The organism is Pseudomonas sp. H3_E04 (genome assembly GCF_054668915.1).
In genome coordinates this window covers 2864393-2877313 of sequence record NZ_CP162797.1, presented here as the reverse complement: position 1 = coordinate 2877313, position 12921 = coordinate 2864393, and the positions used below count along the sequence as shown (strand labels likewise).

The 12921-nt window shown below is 57.7% G+C and carries 15 protein-coding genes and 4 pseudogenes; 9 read left to right on the top strand and 10 right to left on the bottom strand.

Annotation, left to right across the window (positions count from 1 at the left end):
• Positions 1-129 precede the first annotated feature (129 nt).
• Entirely contained in the window at positions 130-897 is a 768-nt protein-coding gene (locus tag AB4N53_RS12910; RefSeq protein WP_408005036.1) for a methyl-accepting chemotaxis protein, read from the top strand.
• A 181-nt stretch (positions 898-1078) separates the two neighbouring features.
• Here AB4N53_RS12910 and AB4N53_RS12905 read toward each other — a convergent pair whose 3' ends face one another.
• Together AB4N53_RS12905 and AB4N53_RS12900 are read right to left on the bottom strand one after the other, a co-directional pair.
• Entirely contained in the window at positions 1079-1384 is a 306-nt protein-coding gene (locus AB4N53_RS12905) for a PepSY domain-containing protein (RefSeq protein ID WP_030142484.1), read from the bottom strand.
• 156 nt (positions 1385-1540) lie between these two features.
• On the bottom strand, positions 1541-2668 hold the full coding sequence (locus tag AB4N53_RS12900; RefSeq protein WP_460120893.1) for a glycerophosphodiester phosphodiesterase: 1128 nt from the start codon (positions 2666-2668) through the stop codon (positions 1541-1543).
• A gap of 220 nt (positions 2669-2888) precedes the next feature.
• On the opposite strand from AB4N53_RS12900, the gene AB4N53_RS12895 reads away from it, so the two are divergent.
• The 5 genes and pseudogenes from AB4N53_RS12895 to AB4N53_RS12875 form a co-directional block, all read left to right on the top strand.
• Positions 2889-3215, top strand: a complete 327-nt coding sequence (locus AB4N53_RS12895; protein ID WP_460120891.1) for a DUF2025 family protein — start codon at positions 2889-2891, stop codon at positions 3213-3215.
• Positions 3216-3308: 93 nt separating this feature from the next.
• Positions 3309-3356 (top strand): annotated as a pseudogene (locus AB4N53_RS12890) (DUF2025 family protein); the annotation flags it as partial.
• Positions 3357-3402: 46 nt separating this feature from the next.
• Positions 3403-3543 (top strand): annotated as a pseudogene (locus AB4N53_RS12885) (DUF2025 family protein); the annotation flags it as partial.
• 90 nt (positions 3544-3633) lie between these two features.
• A pseudogene (locus AB4N53_RS12880) lies at positions 3634-3780 on the top strand (DUF2025 family protein); the annotation flags it as partial.
• A 90-nt stretch (positions 3781-3870) separates the two neighbouring features.
• A pseudogene (locus AB4N53_RS12875) lies at positions 3871-4017 on the top strand (DUF2025 family protein); the annotation flags it as partial.
• Between the two features lie 108 nt (positions 4018-4125).
• Here AB4N53_RS12875 and AB4N53_RS12870 read toward each other — a convergent pair.
• The 3 genes from AB4N53_RS12870 to AB4N53_RS12860 all read right to left on the bottom strand — a co-directional run bounded on the left by AB4N53_RS12870 (position 4126) and on the right by AB4N53_RS12860 (position 6923).
• A complete protein-coding gene (locus tag AB4N53_RS12870; protein WP_460120887.1) occupies positions 4126-4647 on the bottom strand; it encodes a DUF1003 domain-containing protein in 522 nt (173 codons plus the stop codon).
• Between the two features lie 115 nt (positions 4648-4762).
• Positions 4763-6082 carry a methyl-accepting chemotaxis protein gene (locus tag AB4N53_RS12865; protein WP_460120885.1) on the bottom strand — a complete coding sequence of 440 codons (1320 nt, stop codon included), beginning with the start codon at positions 6080-6082 and terminating at the stop codon, positions 4763-4765.
• Positions 6083-6314: 232 nt separating this feature from the next.
• On the bottom strand, positions 6315-6923 hold the full coding sequence (locus AB4N53_RS12860; RefSeq protein ID WP_460120883.1) for a TetR/AcrR family transcriptional regulator: 609 nt from the start codon (positions 6921-6923) through the stop codon (positions 6315-6317).
• Between the two features lie 211 nt (positions 6924-7134).
• On the opposite strand from AB4N53_RS12860, the gene AB4N53_RS12855 reads away from it, so the two are divergent.
• A complete protein-coding gene (locus AB4N53_RS12855; protein WP_460120881.1) occupies positions 7135-8190 on the top strand; it encodes an MBL fold metallo-hydrolase in 1056 nt (351 codons plus the stop codon).
• Positions 8191-8200: 10 nt separating this feature from the next.
• Here the strand turns inward: AB4N53_RS12855 and AB4N53_RS12850 are convergent, their stop codons facing one another.
• From AB4N53_RS12850 to AB4N53_RS12835, 4 genes are all read right to left on the bottom strand, one after another.
• On the bottom strand, positions 8201-8518 hold the full coding sequence (locus tag AB4N53_RS12850) for a helix-turn-helix domain-containing protein (protein ID WP_122602120.1): 318 nt from the start codon (positions 8516-8518) through the stop codon (positions 8201-8203).
• Positions 8508-8819 carry a type II toxin-antitoxin system RelE/ParE family toxin gene (locus tag AB4N53_RS12845; RefSeq protein WP_202883384.1) on the bottom strand — a complete coding sequence of 104 codons (312 nt, stop codon included), beginning with the start codon at positions 8817-8819 and terminating at the stop codon, positions 8508-8510. Before AB4N53_RS12845 ends, AB4N53_RS12850 begins: the two co-directional genes overlap by 11 nt.
• Positions 8820-8917: 98 nt before the next feature.
• The gene (locus tag AB4N53_RS12840) at positions 8918-9235 is read right to left on the bottom strand and encodes a helix-turn-helix domain-containing protein (RefSeq protein WP_460120878.1); all 318 of its coding nucleotides are present in this window, start codon (positions 9233-9235) and stop codon (positions 8918-8920) included.
• A gap of 93 nt (positions 9236-9328) precedes the next feature.
• Positions 9329-10096, bottom strand: a complete 768-nt coding sequence (locus tag AB4N53_RS12835) for an AraC family transcriptional regulator (protein WP_460120876.1) — start codon at positions 10094-10096, stop codon at positions 9329-9331.
• A gap of 112 nt (positions 10097-10208) precedes the next feature.
• Here AB4N53_RS12835 and AB4N53_RS12830 point away from each other — a divergent pair, with 112 nt between their 5' ends.
• Together AB4N53_RS12830 and AB4N53_RS12825 are read left to right on the top strand one after the other, a co-directional pair.
• A complete protein-coding gene (locus AB4N53_RS12830) occupies positions 10209-11024 on the top strand; it encodes a sulfite exporter TauE/SafE family protein (RefSeq protein ID WP_460120874.1) in 816 nt (271 codons plus the stop codon).
• 102 nt (positions 11025-11126) lie between these two features.
• Positions 11127-11816, top strand: coding sequence for a DUF6933 domain-containing protein (locus AB4N53_RS12825; protein WP_460120872.1), 690 nt, complete (start codon positions 11127-11129; stop codon positions 11814-11816).
• Between the two features lie 3 nt (positions 11817-11819).
• Here the strand turns inward: AB4N53_RS12825 and AB4N53_RS12820 are convergent, their stop codons facing one another.
• Positions 11820-12806, bottom strand: a complete 987-nt coding sequence (locus AB4N53_RS12820; RefSeq protein WP_460120870.1) for a hypothetical protein — start codon at positions 12804-12806, stop codon at positions 11820-11822.
• Positions 12807-12921 lie beyond the last annotated feature (115 nt).

Below are 12921 nucleotides of genomic sequence, written 5' to 3'. Positions count from 1 at the left end.
GAGCTGGGCAACCTTGCCGCCGCAGCAAACACTCTGCGCGATTTTCTGGCGGACACCTTCACTCGGTTGCAACGCAGCGCCAGTGATCTGGACAGCGCCAGCGGCGAGTTGAACGCCATCGCCACGACGATGGCCGGCGGCACCAGCGAGCAATTCAACCGCACTGATCAAGTGGCCACGGCGATGAATGAAATGTCCGCCACGGCGCAGGAAGTCGCCCGACACGCCGCCGATGCCGCGCGCGCTGCCGACGATGCCGATCAGTCGGCGCAGCAGGGTGAAAAGGTCATGCAGACCACCATCCATTCCATCACGCAGATGCGCGGCGAAATCGCCAACACCGCCACGGTGATCCGTCGCCTCGAGACCGACAGCGGCCGTATCGGCAAGGTGCTGGAAGTGATTCGCGGCATCGCTGAACAGACCAACCTGCTGGCGCTCAACGCGGCCATTGAAGCGGCACGGGCGGGTGAGGCCGGGCGGGGTTTTGCCGTCGTCGCCGATGAGGTGCGCAACCTCGCTCAGCGCACGGCGGAGTCGATCATCGAGATCAACCAGATCATTCAGAACGTGCAGACCGGGGCTGTCGATGCCGCGCAGGCTATCGAGAGCGGCCAGGCGCGCAGTGACGAAAGCGTTGAGCAGGTGACTCAGGCTGGCGCGATGCTGGAGCGCATCACCTTGGCCGTGGAGGCGATTCGCGACATGAACCGCCAGATCGCCACGGCGGCTGAGGAGCAGACTTCAGTGGCCGAGGATATCTCGCGCAACCTGACTGAAATCACCGCGATTGCCAGCACCAACCTGGACAACGTGCAGCGCACCGAAAGTGCCAGTCAGAATCTGCATGGGTTGTCGGGGCAGTTGAATGAGGTGACGGCGCGGTTGAGTGCCTGATTGCGAGTTCTGGCGTCCGGCAACTTTTGTAGGTCTTCGCCTGCTCGAGATGGCGTTGGAACAGTCAACATTGATGTCGCTGACGCTGCGCTTTCGTGAGCAGGCTCGCTCCACATGATTAACGGCAGGCATAAAAAAGCCGCACGATCTTTCAATCGTGCGGCGCTTTAACAGCGGTCTATCAAGTATCTTGCTTGTTGCTCAGCACTTTACCGGTGGTGGCATCAAAGTCTACGTCAAACTCTTTGCCGTCAGCGGTTTTAAGTTCAACTTCGTACTCATAACCGTTGAAGTGGTTATCCAGGTCGGTATCGGTAATCGTTGCGCCCGGGTGCAGTTTCAGTGCTTCGGCGTTCATCGATTCCAGCGACTTGATCTTGCCGTCCTTGACCAGTTGCGGGATCTGGTCAATGCGAACATCAGCCTGAGCCAGGCCAGCGGTGAGGGTCAGGGCAGCGGCGGTAAACAGGGCAGTCAAAGTTTTCATCGGTTCATTCCTTGGCAGTGCGTTGAAGTGGTTGATCTGTGTAAGTGGGTTCAGATTAACCAGCGCAACTTAACTCTCCCTTAAATCTCTGCATCGCGATAAAACTGCTCTTTTTGGGAGCGAGCCTGCTCGCGAAGCAGGCGACTCGATAACAGGTTAGAAACCGTTCTTCTTCAATACCTCGTCAACACTGCCAACAGCCGGACGCTTATAAAACTTGAGCAATTCACTGGCGCGGTTGGTAAAGATGCCATCAACCCCCGACGCCATGACTTTCTCGTAGTCCACCGGCTCGTCGACCGTATAAACATGCACCAGCATCCCTTGGTCGTGGGTGTACTGATTCATCCACGGCTGCACCAGATCGGAATAGCTCTGGTCACCACCATGGGTCAGCTTCGCCGATGGACCAGTGCCGATCGCGCCCTGGGCTTTGGCGTAATCGACCCATTGCTTGAATTCAGCTTCCGACTTCGGTTCCTGTTTGCCGTAGAAAACGTTTTTGTCTTTCTCACCGGACGCGGCAAACGTCACGGCGGATTTGGGCTCGATGCTGCCTTCGCCGACCCACAACAGCAGGATCTTCGGCACCTGGGGCATTTCCTTTTCCAGCAATTGCAGGCTGTTTTTATCGAAGGTCTGCAGGATCACCTTGCCTTTGCCCTGACCGACGCCCAGCGCACTTTTCGCCAGTTTCGAACCGGCCGGGCTCAACCAGCCGCGATCCTGGAGTTTTTCCTTGAGGTCATGTTCGATGCCGGGAAACAGCTGCGGCTCTTTGGTTTCGATGTACAGGCCCGGTTTGTGCTGCGGGTTGGCGCGGGCGATGTCGATGATTTCATCGAGGGTAAGAATTTTCAGCCCGGCGTAGGAAGGGCGGGCGCGATCCGGGTACTTGGTGTTGAACCAGCTGCCGGCATCGAGGGTTTTCAGCTCGGCCATGGTGAACGCGGTGGCCGGGCTGTCCTTGCGCTCGGGGAATTTGCTGGCGACGTCAGTGGTGCGTTGCAGGTTGTCATCGTGCAGGGCGAACAGCACGCCGTCCTTGCTGCGCTGCAAATCCATTTCCAGGTAATCGGCGCCGAGGTCACGAGCCAGTTTGTAGGCCGCTGCGGTGGATTCCGGAGCATCGAACGACGCGCCACGGTGGGCGATTACCGCCGGATGCGGAATGCCATGGGCGGCAGCGATTGCCTTGGGCTCCGGGTGGCTGGCGGCATGCGCCTGACCGAGGCCGAACAACAGACTCAGCACCAGAGCGCTTCGGGTAAAAGTGGCAGGCATGGTCGAGTTCCTTTCGCAGGTATTTTTCGAGACGTACCTTTTAACAACTGAAGCGCCGCAGGGCTATCGCCAGACCGACATAAACCGAGCAAAACGGAAATTTCCTGCACTTTTGTGGCGCTGTTTGCAGTACGCTTGCCCTCGGCAGACGCCCCGGCAGAGGGCGCGCCGCTGCGTTGCCCTGCGTGTAAACCATCGATCAACTTTCGTGAGGTTTACCATGCGCATCACCTCCCAACTCATCTGCCAGGCCGCCGACGATCTCAAAGGCTTCGTCGGCCTCAACCGCAAGACCGGTCAATACATCGTGCGCTTCAGCGAAGATTCCTTCGGCATGGACGTCGCCGACGACGGCATCATTGCGGCCAGTGAATTCGTCTGGGCAGCGACGTCAGACACCACCATGACGCTCAAGCGCGAGTTGATTCAGTTGCTGCTCGATCAACACATCGACGAGCGCATCAACATCACCGAACCGTTGCGGGTGTACATGAGCAAGGTTGAAGTGCCGGAGATTGTTGCGGTGCGAAGTCTGGTGCGGGGTTGAGTTTTTGCAGTGTGGTTGCGGGCCTCTTCGCGAGCAGGCTCGCTCCCACAGGGATTTTGTGAACGCTACAGATCCAATGCGGGAGACACCACCATGACGCTCAAGCGCGAGTTGATTCAGTTGCTGCTCGATCAACACATCGACGACCGGATCAACATCACCGAACCGTTGCGGGTGTACATGAGCAACGCTCAAGCGCGAGTTGATTCAGTTGCTGCTCGATCAACACATCGACGAGCGCATCAACATCACCGAACCGTTGCGGGTGTACATGAGCAAGGTTGAAGTGCCGGAGATTGTTGCGGTGCGAAGTCTGGTGCGCGGTTGAGTTTTTGCAGTGTGGTTGCAGGCCTCTTCGCGAGCAGGCTCGCTCCCACAGGGATTTTGTGAACGCCACAGATCCAATGTGGGAGACACCACCATGACGCTCAAGCGCGAGTTGATTCAGTTGCTGCTCGATCAACACATCGACGACCGGATCAACATCACCGAACCGTTACGGGTTTACATGAGCAAGGTTGAAGTGCCGGAGATTGTGGCGGTGCGGAGTCTGGTGCGCGGTTGAGTTTTTGCAGTGTGGTTGCGGGCCTCTTCGCGAGCAGGCTCGCTCCCACAGGGATTTTGTGAACGCTACAGATCCAATGTGGGAGACACCACCATGACGCTCAAGCGCGAGTTGATTCAGTTGCTGCTCGATCAACACATCGACGACCGGATCAACATCACCGAACCGTTACGGGTTTACATGAGCAAGGTTGAAGTGCCGGAGATTGTTGCGGTGCGAAGTCTGGTGCGCGGTTGAGTTTTTGCAGTGTGGTTGCGGGCCTCTTCGCGAGCAGGCTCGCTCCCACAGGGATTTCGTGAACGCCACAGATCCAATGTGGGAGCGAGCCTGCTCGCGAAGGCGGCCTTAGTTCTGGCACACGTGAGCGTGCAACTCGCTGGTCAGGCCTTCGATGCGCTCGGTGAGGGTTTTCGTCATTTCGGAAAGGCGGGTGTTTTGTTCCAGCAACGCCAGCAATTGCGCGGAATTCTTCGCCGCCTCAGCCTGACGTTCGGTATTGGCCTGTGCCAGCGCTTCGCGGTGCTGCGCATCGGCGTCAGCCTGCGCTTTATCTCGCGCGGCCTGACGGGTTTGCGCAAGCAGGATCAATGGCGCGGCGTAGGCCGCCTGCAGGCTGAAGGCCAGGTTCAGCAGGATGAACGGGTAGACGTCGAATTGAGTCACGCCCCATACATTGAGAGCGATCCATACCGCAACGATCAAGGTTTGCGCTCCAAGGAACAGCGGCGTGCCGAAGAATCGCGCAAAGGCTTCGGCGCGCAGGGCGAAGGCGTCGTTGCCGAAGGTCGTATTCAGATGGGCGTGGGGGCGGTGGAAGCGCAGGTGATCGATGGGGGCGTTGGATATTTCGGATTTTTCGTTATTCATGGGGCTCTCGGCGGGGCTTGGGACGTGTCGTCACTATAGCTCTGCGTTGTGGCGGACGACCTTCGTGGGCAAGCCCGCGAAGGTCGCGACTCGTTCTATCGACCCTGCACAAACCTCAATTCGGCACCCGCTCATTGGCAAACATGCTCACTGCATCCACCGCCTCACTGGCGCCATCGCGAATCTGCAGAATCACCGTGCCGGCCTGATTGGCCAGTTCCACGCCCTCTGCGGCGCGGTCGCGGGTGCCTTGCATGCTCTTGATCGCCTGCCGTGTTTCGCTCTGGATCAGACTGATCATGGTGGAGATCTCGGCGGTGGAACCGCTGGTGCGCGCGGCCAGTTGCCGGACTTCATCGGCCACCACGGCAAAGCCGCGACCCTGTTCACCGGCGCGTGCCGCCTCGATGGCGGCGTTGAGGGCGAGCAGGTTGGTCTGATCGGCGATCGCGCGGATGGTGTTGACGATGGCGGTGATCTGTTCGGAGCGCTCGCCCAGTTGCGCGATCAGCGTTGAGGACTGGCTGATGTCCTCGGCGATTTCGCGCATTTCGCTGGCAGCCTGTTGAATCACCTGCGTACCTTGCTCGGCGACTTTTCGCGTCGCCACCGAGATGTGATAAGCGGTGCTCGCACTGCGCGCGTCCTGCTCGTGTTGTTCGACACGGGCGGTAACGTCAGACGCGAATTTCACGACTTTGTACAAGCGCCCCGAAGCGTCGTAGACCGGGTTGTAGTTGGCTTCCAGCCAGACGATCTGACCGCGCTTATCCACACGCTCGAACTGCCCGTGGAAAAACTCGCCCTGATTCAGGCGCCGCCAGAAATCCTGATAGGCGCCGCTGTTGACCAGCGCCGGGGTGCAGAACAAGCGGTGATGCTGGCCTTTGAGCTCTGCGAGGTTGTAACCCATGCGCGTGAGAAAATTCTGGTTGGCGGTAAGAATGTTGCCGTCCAGATCGAACTCGATCACCGCCATCGCGCGATCGATCGCCTGCAACTTGGCGTTGGCCTCGTTCTCCTGCTGCACCTTGGCGGTGACATCCATCGCGTACTTGACCACTTTGACCACCCGTCCCGACGCATCCTTGATCGGGTTGTAACTGGCCTCGAGCCAGATCGGCTGGCCTTTGCTGTCGACTCGTTCAAAAGTGCCGGACTGGAACTGACCGTTTTTCAAGCGCGACCAAAGCTCGGTGTATTGAGCACTGCGACCGAACTCTGGTGTGCAGAAGTGCCGGTGCGGCTGGCCGATCGCCTGGGCAGCCGTGTAGCCCATGGTCTTGAGGAAATTGTCATTGGCACGCAACACCATGCCATCAAGATCGAACTCGATCACCGCCATCGAACGGTTGATCGCTTCGAGCATTGCAGCTTGGTCAAAAACGGTGTGTTGCAATTCAGCGAGGGCGGCTTTCTGGCGATTGAAAAACATGCTTGCGATACTCGGGAGTGGGAAAAATCAAAAGGATTCAGTCCCTATTCCTGCGCCGGCAGACCGAAATGCACGGACGGCATTCGGTGGTGACTGCTCAATGCCAGCGTTCCGTTACTGGCAGATGGCTACTTATACAAAACTTAATAAAGTTGTACAAGAAAGGAATTTTTCACAAGTTTGTATAACTTTTTCCAAGATTAGTTGTACAGGTCTCGGCGCACCTTGGGAATCAGTGCTGGTACCGCGCCAGGAACATCTCCAGTGCAGACTCGGCAACCGTGTTCTGCGCGTCTGGATCAAGGGCCGCGCGGCCGAGTGAGATCTGCGGCCAGAACGCAAACGCCTTGAGCAACCCTTGCACTTGATGCGCGGCAAATTCCGGGTCCACCGGTTTCAGCCGGCCGTCGGCTTGTGCTGCGCGTATCCAGACAGTCAGGCCTTCCTCGCGCTCGCCCATGCGCTCGATCATGTTTTGCGCGCGCTCTGGGGAATGAATGGTTGCCGCAATCGCCACCCGGGCAAGGGTGAGAAAATTCTCGTCAGCCATCATCTGCACCTTTTCCCGCAGCATCTGGCGCAGTTGCTCGTGCAGTGGTTGCTCGCGGTTGTAGCGCACCGACGGCTCGGCAATGATCCGCGCCCACAACTGATTAAGGATCTCGGCGAACAGCTCTTCCTTGCTCGGGAAGTGGTTGTACACCGTCCGCTTCGACACGCCGGCCGTTGCGGCGATCTTGTCCATGCTGGTGATTTCGAAGCCGTGGGCACGGAATTCGGCGATCGCCGCCTGGATGATAGCTTCGCGTTTGCGGTCGGTGAGGCGTTGTGGAGCGGTCATGAGCGGACTTCAGCAGAGAAGGGAGGAAATTACACTCGGCAGTTTACTTGGCGCCGGCTTTGATGCAACCTAGAAACTACACCGCTCAGTGTAATGTTGCGTTAATCCTCGCACCTTACAAACCAGAGCGTTTGGCCTTTGCGTGCAGCTTGGCCATTTTCATTTCCCGTGGAATACCGTGCAGCACACGGTTTTTCGGAGTCGTTCAGTCATGGCCAATCCAGTCTCCCTCCCGGACAACACTCCCACGCCTGAGGCCTCGCGCCAGGATCAAGGGCTGTTTCGCAATCATGCGCCGGTGCAGCGCGAAGGCCTGCGTAAGATGTTGCGGATCATGTGGAACATGATTTTCCACAAGCCGCGCGACACCCGTCCGAGCGCCGCCATTCCCGTGCAGCCGCTTACACGCGAAGATCTGCTCGCAGCGCCCAATCACAGCGTTTACCGCTTGGGGCACTCAACGCTGTTGCTGAAGCTGCGCGACAAATTCTGGATCACCGACCCGGTCTTCGCCGAGCGCGCCTCGCCGGTGCAATGGGCGGGTCCGAAACGTTTCCATCAGCCACCGATCAGCATCGACGAGTTGCCGCCGATCGAAGCGGTGATCCTCTCGCACAACCATTACGACCATCTCGACTACGAAGCGGTAGTCAAACTCGCCGCCAAAACCACCTACTTCCTGACTCCACTCGGCGTGGGCGACACCCTGATCAAATGGGGCATCGACGCCAGCAAGGTGCGCCAGTACGACTGGTGGCAGGGCACCGAAATCGCCGGCATCCGCTTCGTCGCCACCCCATCGCAGCATTTCTCCGGCCGTGGCCTGTTCGACGGCAACAGCACGCTGTGGGCGTCATGGGTGATAATCGATGCCGACACACGAATCTTCTTCAGCGGCGACAGCGGTTACTTCGACGGCTTCAAACGCATCGGCGAACAATACGGCCCGTTCGACCTGACCCTGATGGAAACCGGCGCCTACAACGTCGAATGGCCCCACGTGCACATGCAACCGGAAGAAACCCTGCAAGCCCACATCGACCTCAAGGGCCGCTGGCTCTTCCCGATCCACAACGGCACCTTCGACCTGGCCATGCACGCCTGGCATGAACCCTTCGACCGCATCCTTGCCCTCGCGTGGGAACGCAGTATTGCGATTACCACACCGCGAATGGGGGAGGCGTTCAACCTTGCGCATCCACAACGGGGGAGTGCGTGGTGGATGGCGGTTGAAGAGGAGGGGGAGGCGCTTGCTCAGAATGCCTGACGCGTTCGCCTCAAGCGAATACCACCTCAATACGGCCCTCTTTCCGTGATCGGGGGGCCGATTTGACTACAATTTGCACATCTCGTCCGAGACGTGAAAGGCATTCCATCATTTTGGCCTCACTGATTCCGCGAAATTTGCCACGCAGCATTTCGGAAAGCTTGGGCTGTGAGAGTCCCAAGATTTCTGACGCCTGAATCTGAGTGAGATGACGCGCCTTAATGATTGCGCCAATTTTCGCTGCGAGCTGCGACTTCACCTGCATTTCACTTGCATTGGGTAAGTCCAGATCGTGATAGACGTTTCCGCTACCTACTTCAATCTCCATGGTTTTCTGATCCTTTCGCATGTTCCTGGGCGGCTCGAAGTCTGTTTCTGATCAGATCAATGTCCGACTGGGCGGTTTTAATCCCGCTTTTCGACTTTTTCTGAAAGCAGTGCAAAACGTAAATTGCACTGCCAAAACGAACCGTATAAATGGCGCGGTAGGTGTCGGTGTCGAAGTCTTCTATCAACTCCAGGACACCTGCGCCTCCGAACCCTTTCAATGGCTTTGCATCTGAATACTTCAGGCCACATTGAGCCAGATCCAGTGCGTGACCAAAAACGTCTTGGACCTCTGTGGGCATCTGCTTGAGATCTTTTTTACTACTGCAGACCCACATAAGCGGCTTCCTTGCACTCATGCGAAATATACCTATTTTGGAATAATTATCAAATTGCCATTTCAGTCAGCCATCGCAAAATCCCCACGCCCCACCGATTCCCCCGCCATACCCTGCGCCCTGACACTGCGCCCCGGTGCAAACCCCGGGAAGAACACCAACCCCTGCGCTTCAAACCGATAAGCCAGTGCCAGTCTCGCGGCGTCCGCTACGTCCAGTTGCGCTTCGAACCGCTGGATATCTGCCACCGCCACCTCGGCCTCGCGCGACAGTTGTTCAACGCTCCAGCCCAGCATGGCGCGGGCCTGGACGCAGTGGGTCGGGGTGAATTGGAAAAGGGCAATGCGTTCGAGGACGTGGTTCATCGCAAGAGAGGCCATGGTGTGCTCCGGGCTCAAAAGTGCTGATTGAAAATGTACTGTGTTTTTGTACAGTTGTTTTCGGCCGGGATCAAACGCAATTTTTGAATTTGCCTACTTCGCCGGCTCCAACCAGACGGACGGTGCCTGACCCAGCACTCGCCGAAACATCGTGGAAAACGCCGCCGGACTCTCATAGCCGAAGTCCAGAGCAATCCGCGTCACGGATTTCCCTGCCGCCAGCCGTGCCAGTGCCTGAATCACGCAGGCTTGCTGGCGCCACTGACGAAAGCTGAGCCCGGTCTGCTGCCGAAACAATCTGTTAAAGGTACGCAAGCTTATGTGTAACTGGTCCGCCCAATGCTGCGGGGATTGATGGATGTTGGGCATGTTCAGAAAGATCTGACACAGACTGAGGAGCTTTCCTTCGACGGGCATAGGAATGTGTAGGGGAAGGGGCGCACTGCGCGTCAGTTCATGCAACAGCAAGTTGATCAGCATACCGTCGCGGCCGGCCTGGTCGTACATCAGCGGCACGTCCACCGCTTCCATCAGCAAATGCCGCAGCAGCGACGACACGCTCAGCACTTGGCAGTCCGGGCCCAAATCCACCGGGCCCGGTTCGATATAGAGGCTGCGCGTGCTTACCCCGAGCATCAGCACCTCGTGGGCCACGCCCGGCGGGATCCACACCGCACGCTGCGGCGGCACCACCCAGTTACCGTTCTGAGTGCTGACCTGCATCACGCCAGTGGCGCCGTAGAGCAATTGCCCACGACGATGTGTATGAAACGGGAGTAGGTGGCCGTGGGAATAATCGGTACCGATGGCCACGACCGGGCGAGGCGTGTCATCGAGCTGATTGATCGAAATATTGCGCATCAGGCGTGTTCCAACGATTGGCGTAAACGCGAACATTATTGGCCCAACTACTGAAGCCGGCCAGTGCATCACGCTCTAATGTCCTGGGCTCCCCCGATCCTGGACGCCCTCCATGTTCTACCTCCTGCTTACGCTGTTCGGTTGCCTCACCGGCATCAGCGCCGTGCTCTTCGGTTTCGGCGGCGGCTTCGTCATCGTGCCGCTGCTCTATCGCGTGCTCACCGCTAGCCACGCAACTGACGACCTCATCGCACAATCGGCCATGCACATTGCCGTAGCCACTTCGACCTGCGTGATGATCGTCAACGCCCTGATCGCTACACGCAAACACCAACGTGCCGGCAATCTGCTCCGGGAATACCTTTGGCCATTGGGCGGGTTTATTGGCGTGGGCGCTGTCGTTGGCGCCATTGCTGCGATGTGGGTCAGCGGCGAAGTGATCCGCTACGCATTCATCGCCTACCTGGGCGTGACCATCGTCGATTGCCTGCTGCGTCGAGGATTTCTCGCACAGTCCCAAACGACAATCCCACGGCGACTGACCACCAGGGAAACATCCGCCGGCGGCGTAGGCATCGGCGCCATCGCGACCTTCCTCGGCGTAGGAGGAAGCGTCATGACCGTGCCGCTGCTGCGCCGCTGCGGCCTGAGCATGTCGCAAGCGACGTCCATGGCCAATCCGCTCAGCGTGCCGGTAGCGCTGGCCGGCACGCTGACGTACATGGCGCTGGCCGGTTTCACTGGGGCTGATTTGGGCGTTTGGTATGTAGGGTATGTCGATGTGTGGGCGTTTGCGCTGCTGACGGTTGGTTCGTTGCTGGGGGTCAGATTGGCTGCGCCGTGGATAGGGCGGATACCGGATCGGGTGCATGCCCAGATCTATGTCGGCTTACTTTTGATCGTGATGCTGGGTATGTGGACAAGATGAGCTACCGCTGATATCGAAAGTCGACCGTATGAAATTGAGTAGGTCGAAGAGATCGTTCGAGATTACTGACCCAATGTCACCCGCGTTTCCAAGAGAATCTGAATGTTGATCTTCAATTGCACCGAAGCCGCCAGCAAGTTTTTCAGCCGAGTCCATAAAGGCAAAATGATCACGCCGGTGGATACCAAACCGCCGTCATCAGTTATTGAGGATGATGAGCTGAATGGTGCGGACGAACAGTGGCTGGTCCATGCGATCACTGTGCAGCGCAAACATGTGTTGTTGGCCATTCATGTCAAAACCCGTTATTGCCTGATCCTGGCCGATGCCAAAAAGGCCGACGCCGAAGGGTTTGTGGCGTGGTTTAACCAGCCTTGGCGCGAAGGTTTGATCCGCGATGCAATCAATCATGACCTCATGCAATGGATCGACGCGGGGACGATGACCGATCGTCTAGAGCTGAGCCGCGAGCATCGTTTTTATCGCCGTGGCCATCGCAGCGCACAAAAGCACATCGAACAAATCGCCTGGTTCTTCGAGGATTGCGCGACAGAGTGGGGTTGCTTGCCCCAAGGCGAACGTGCAGCCATCGGTTTCGACGCGCAAATGAACTCGCAAATTCGAAACACCAAGGACCGAAAGGATTACTTCCGCCCTGATGAAGAAATGCTCGCGCATTGGTTGCGGCAGTATTGTGGGGTGGAAGAGCTGGGCGTTCAGGCTGCACTTGAGCGACGCAGGGAGGCGGAGCGGGAGATTCGAGCGTTTGGGGAAGGGTTGCGCATCAACTGAACCTCACTCCAACCCCGGCGCTTCACGAATAATGAAGTGATCCAGGTTCTCGATATTGGCATTGAAGACCTCGAACGGCTTTTCGGGGTTCTTCTTGCCGGGCACCTGCTTCAACTCCGGTGTTACGCCATAGAAGAAACAGAACAACGCCTTGTCGCTATCCACCGCGTGCTTGATCTCCTCCAGAAACGCCTTGCGCTTGCGGTAGTTGTCGATCAGCTTCTTGTTCAGATAAACGCTGACCGGATACGGCTTCTTCTTACTGTCTTCGGGCTTCTTGAACCAAACCTTGTCCTCGAAATCGATCCGAAAACTGGCACTGTGGAAGTCCTCGATCTTCTTGATCCGCCCCCAGTAAATCAGCCCCTTGTTGTCCGTCAGATATTCAATCTTTTTGAAGAATGAACTGTACGGCGCCGTATGCTCGCCAATCTTCAACGGCATGCGCTTGAGCAAGTCCTTATCGGCGAAGTTGGAAACAAAACATTCCACCGGATGCGCAAACACACTGGTCTTGTCCGGCGCCGACTCACGACCCACCGACTCTTTACCAGCGTCCGCCGCCGCCCGCGCCGGCTCATCGCGCAACACATCAGCCACCCCCGCTGGCGTGACAGGCTTGCGCACATACTCACGCCGGGTCAGTAACAACTCCGATGGGAAGTGTTCCTCACGCCCGTCATCCACCTCGCCATCGGCTGTCTCAACGCCAGACGCCGACGCCTTCAAACTCACGTACGGACAACCCGCCACATGCTGCGTAGTGGGCAGATTCTTGAAGTGCGGCGTGCGCACGTAATTCACGTTCTTGGCGTTGAACGTGCCCAGTTCGTTTGACGCCTCGAACGCCGAACGACAAGCATCGTTGGGGCACTGGAAGTTCTCCTTCGCGGAGTCGAAGGCAACCGTCTCATCGAAATTGAGATCGCGAACATCATAGATCGACAACTTGTCGTCGAGGCTGAGGCAGTAGGCGAGATCGAATTTCATGGTGGGGCTCGGATCCTTGAGGAGAAGATGGCGCATTAAGACGAGTAAACGAGTTAGGGGGAGCACGCCGATATTAAAGGCAACGCCTGGAAATAGTGGCTCTTTGCTCTGTCAT

What these genes read in the sequence shown, in the direction of transcription:
- AB4N53_RS12910 (WP_408005036.1), top strand. Translation starts at nt 130, where the DNA reads ATGGCCGGCGGCACCAGCGAGCAATTCAACCGCACTGATCAAGTGGCC.
- AB4N53_RS12905 (WP_030142484.1), bottom strand. Translation starts at nt 1,384, where the DNA reads ATGAAAACTTTGACTGCCCTGTTTACCGCCGCTGCCCTGACCCTCACC.
- AB4N53_RS12900 (WP_460120893.1), bottom strand. Translation starts at nt 2,668, where the DNA reads ATGCCTGCCACTTTTACCCGAAGCGCTCTGGTGCTGAGTCTGTTGTTC.
- AB4N53_RS12895 (WP_460120891.1), top strand. Translation starts at nt 2,889, where the DNA reads ATGCGCATCACCTCCCAACTCATCTGCCAGGCCGCCGACGATCTCAAA.
- AB4N53_RS12870 (WP_460120887.1), bottom strand. Translation starts at nt 4,647, where the DNA reads ATGAATAACGAAAAATCCGAAATATCCAACGCCCCCATCGATCACCTG.
- AB4N53_RS12865 (WP_460120885.1), bottom strand. Translation starts at nt 6,082, where the DNA reads ATGTTTTTCAATCGCCAGAAAGCCGCCCTCGCTGAATTGCAACACACC.
- AB4N53_RS12860 (WP_460120883.1), bottom strand. Translation starts at nt 6,923, where the DNA reads ATGACCGCTCCACAACGCCTCACCGACCGCAAACGCGAAGCTATCATC.
- AB4N53_RS12855 (WP_460120881.1), top strand. Translation starts at nt 7,135, where the DNA reads ATGGCCAATCCAGTCTCCCTCCCGGACAACACTCCCACGCCTGAGGCC.
- AB4N53_RS12850 (WP_122602120.1), bottom strand. Translation starts at nt 8,518, where the DNA reads ATGGAGATTGAAGTAGGTAGCGGAAACGTCTATCACGATCTGGACTTA.
- AB4N53_RS12845 (WP_202883384.1), bottom strand. Translation starts at nt 8,819, where the DNA reads ATGCCCACAGAGGTCCAAGACGTTTTTGGTCACGCACTGGATCTGGCT.
- AB4N53_RS12840 (WP_460120878.1), bottom strand. Translation starts at nt 9,235, where the DNA reads ATGGCCTCTCTTGCGATGAACCACGTCCTCGAACGCATTGCCCTTTTC.
- AB4N53_RS12835 (WP_460120876.1), bottom strand. Translation starts at nt 10,096, where the DNA reads ATGCGCAATATTTCGATCAATCAGCTCGATGACACGCCTCGCCCGGTC.
- AB4N53_RS12830 (WP_460120874.1), top strand. Translation starts at nt 10,209, where the DNA reads ATGTTCTACCTCCTGCTTACGCTGTTCGGTTGCCTCACCGGCATCAGC.
- AB4N53_RS12825 (WP_460120872.1), top strand. Translation starts at nt 11,127, where the DNA reads ATGTTGATCTTCAATTGCACCGAAGCCGCCAGCAAGTTTTTCAGCCGA.
- AB4N53_RS12820 (WP_460120870.1), bottom strand. Translation starts at nt 12,806, where the DNA reads ATGAAATTCGATCTCGCCTACTGCCTCAGCCTCGACGACAAGTTGTCG.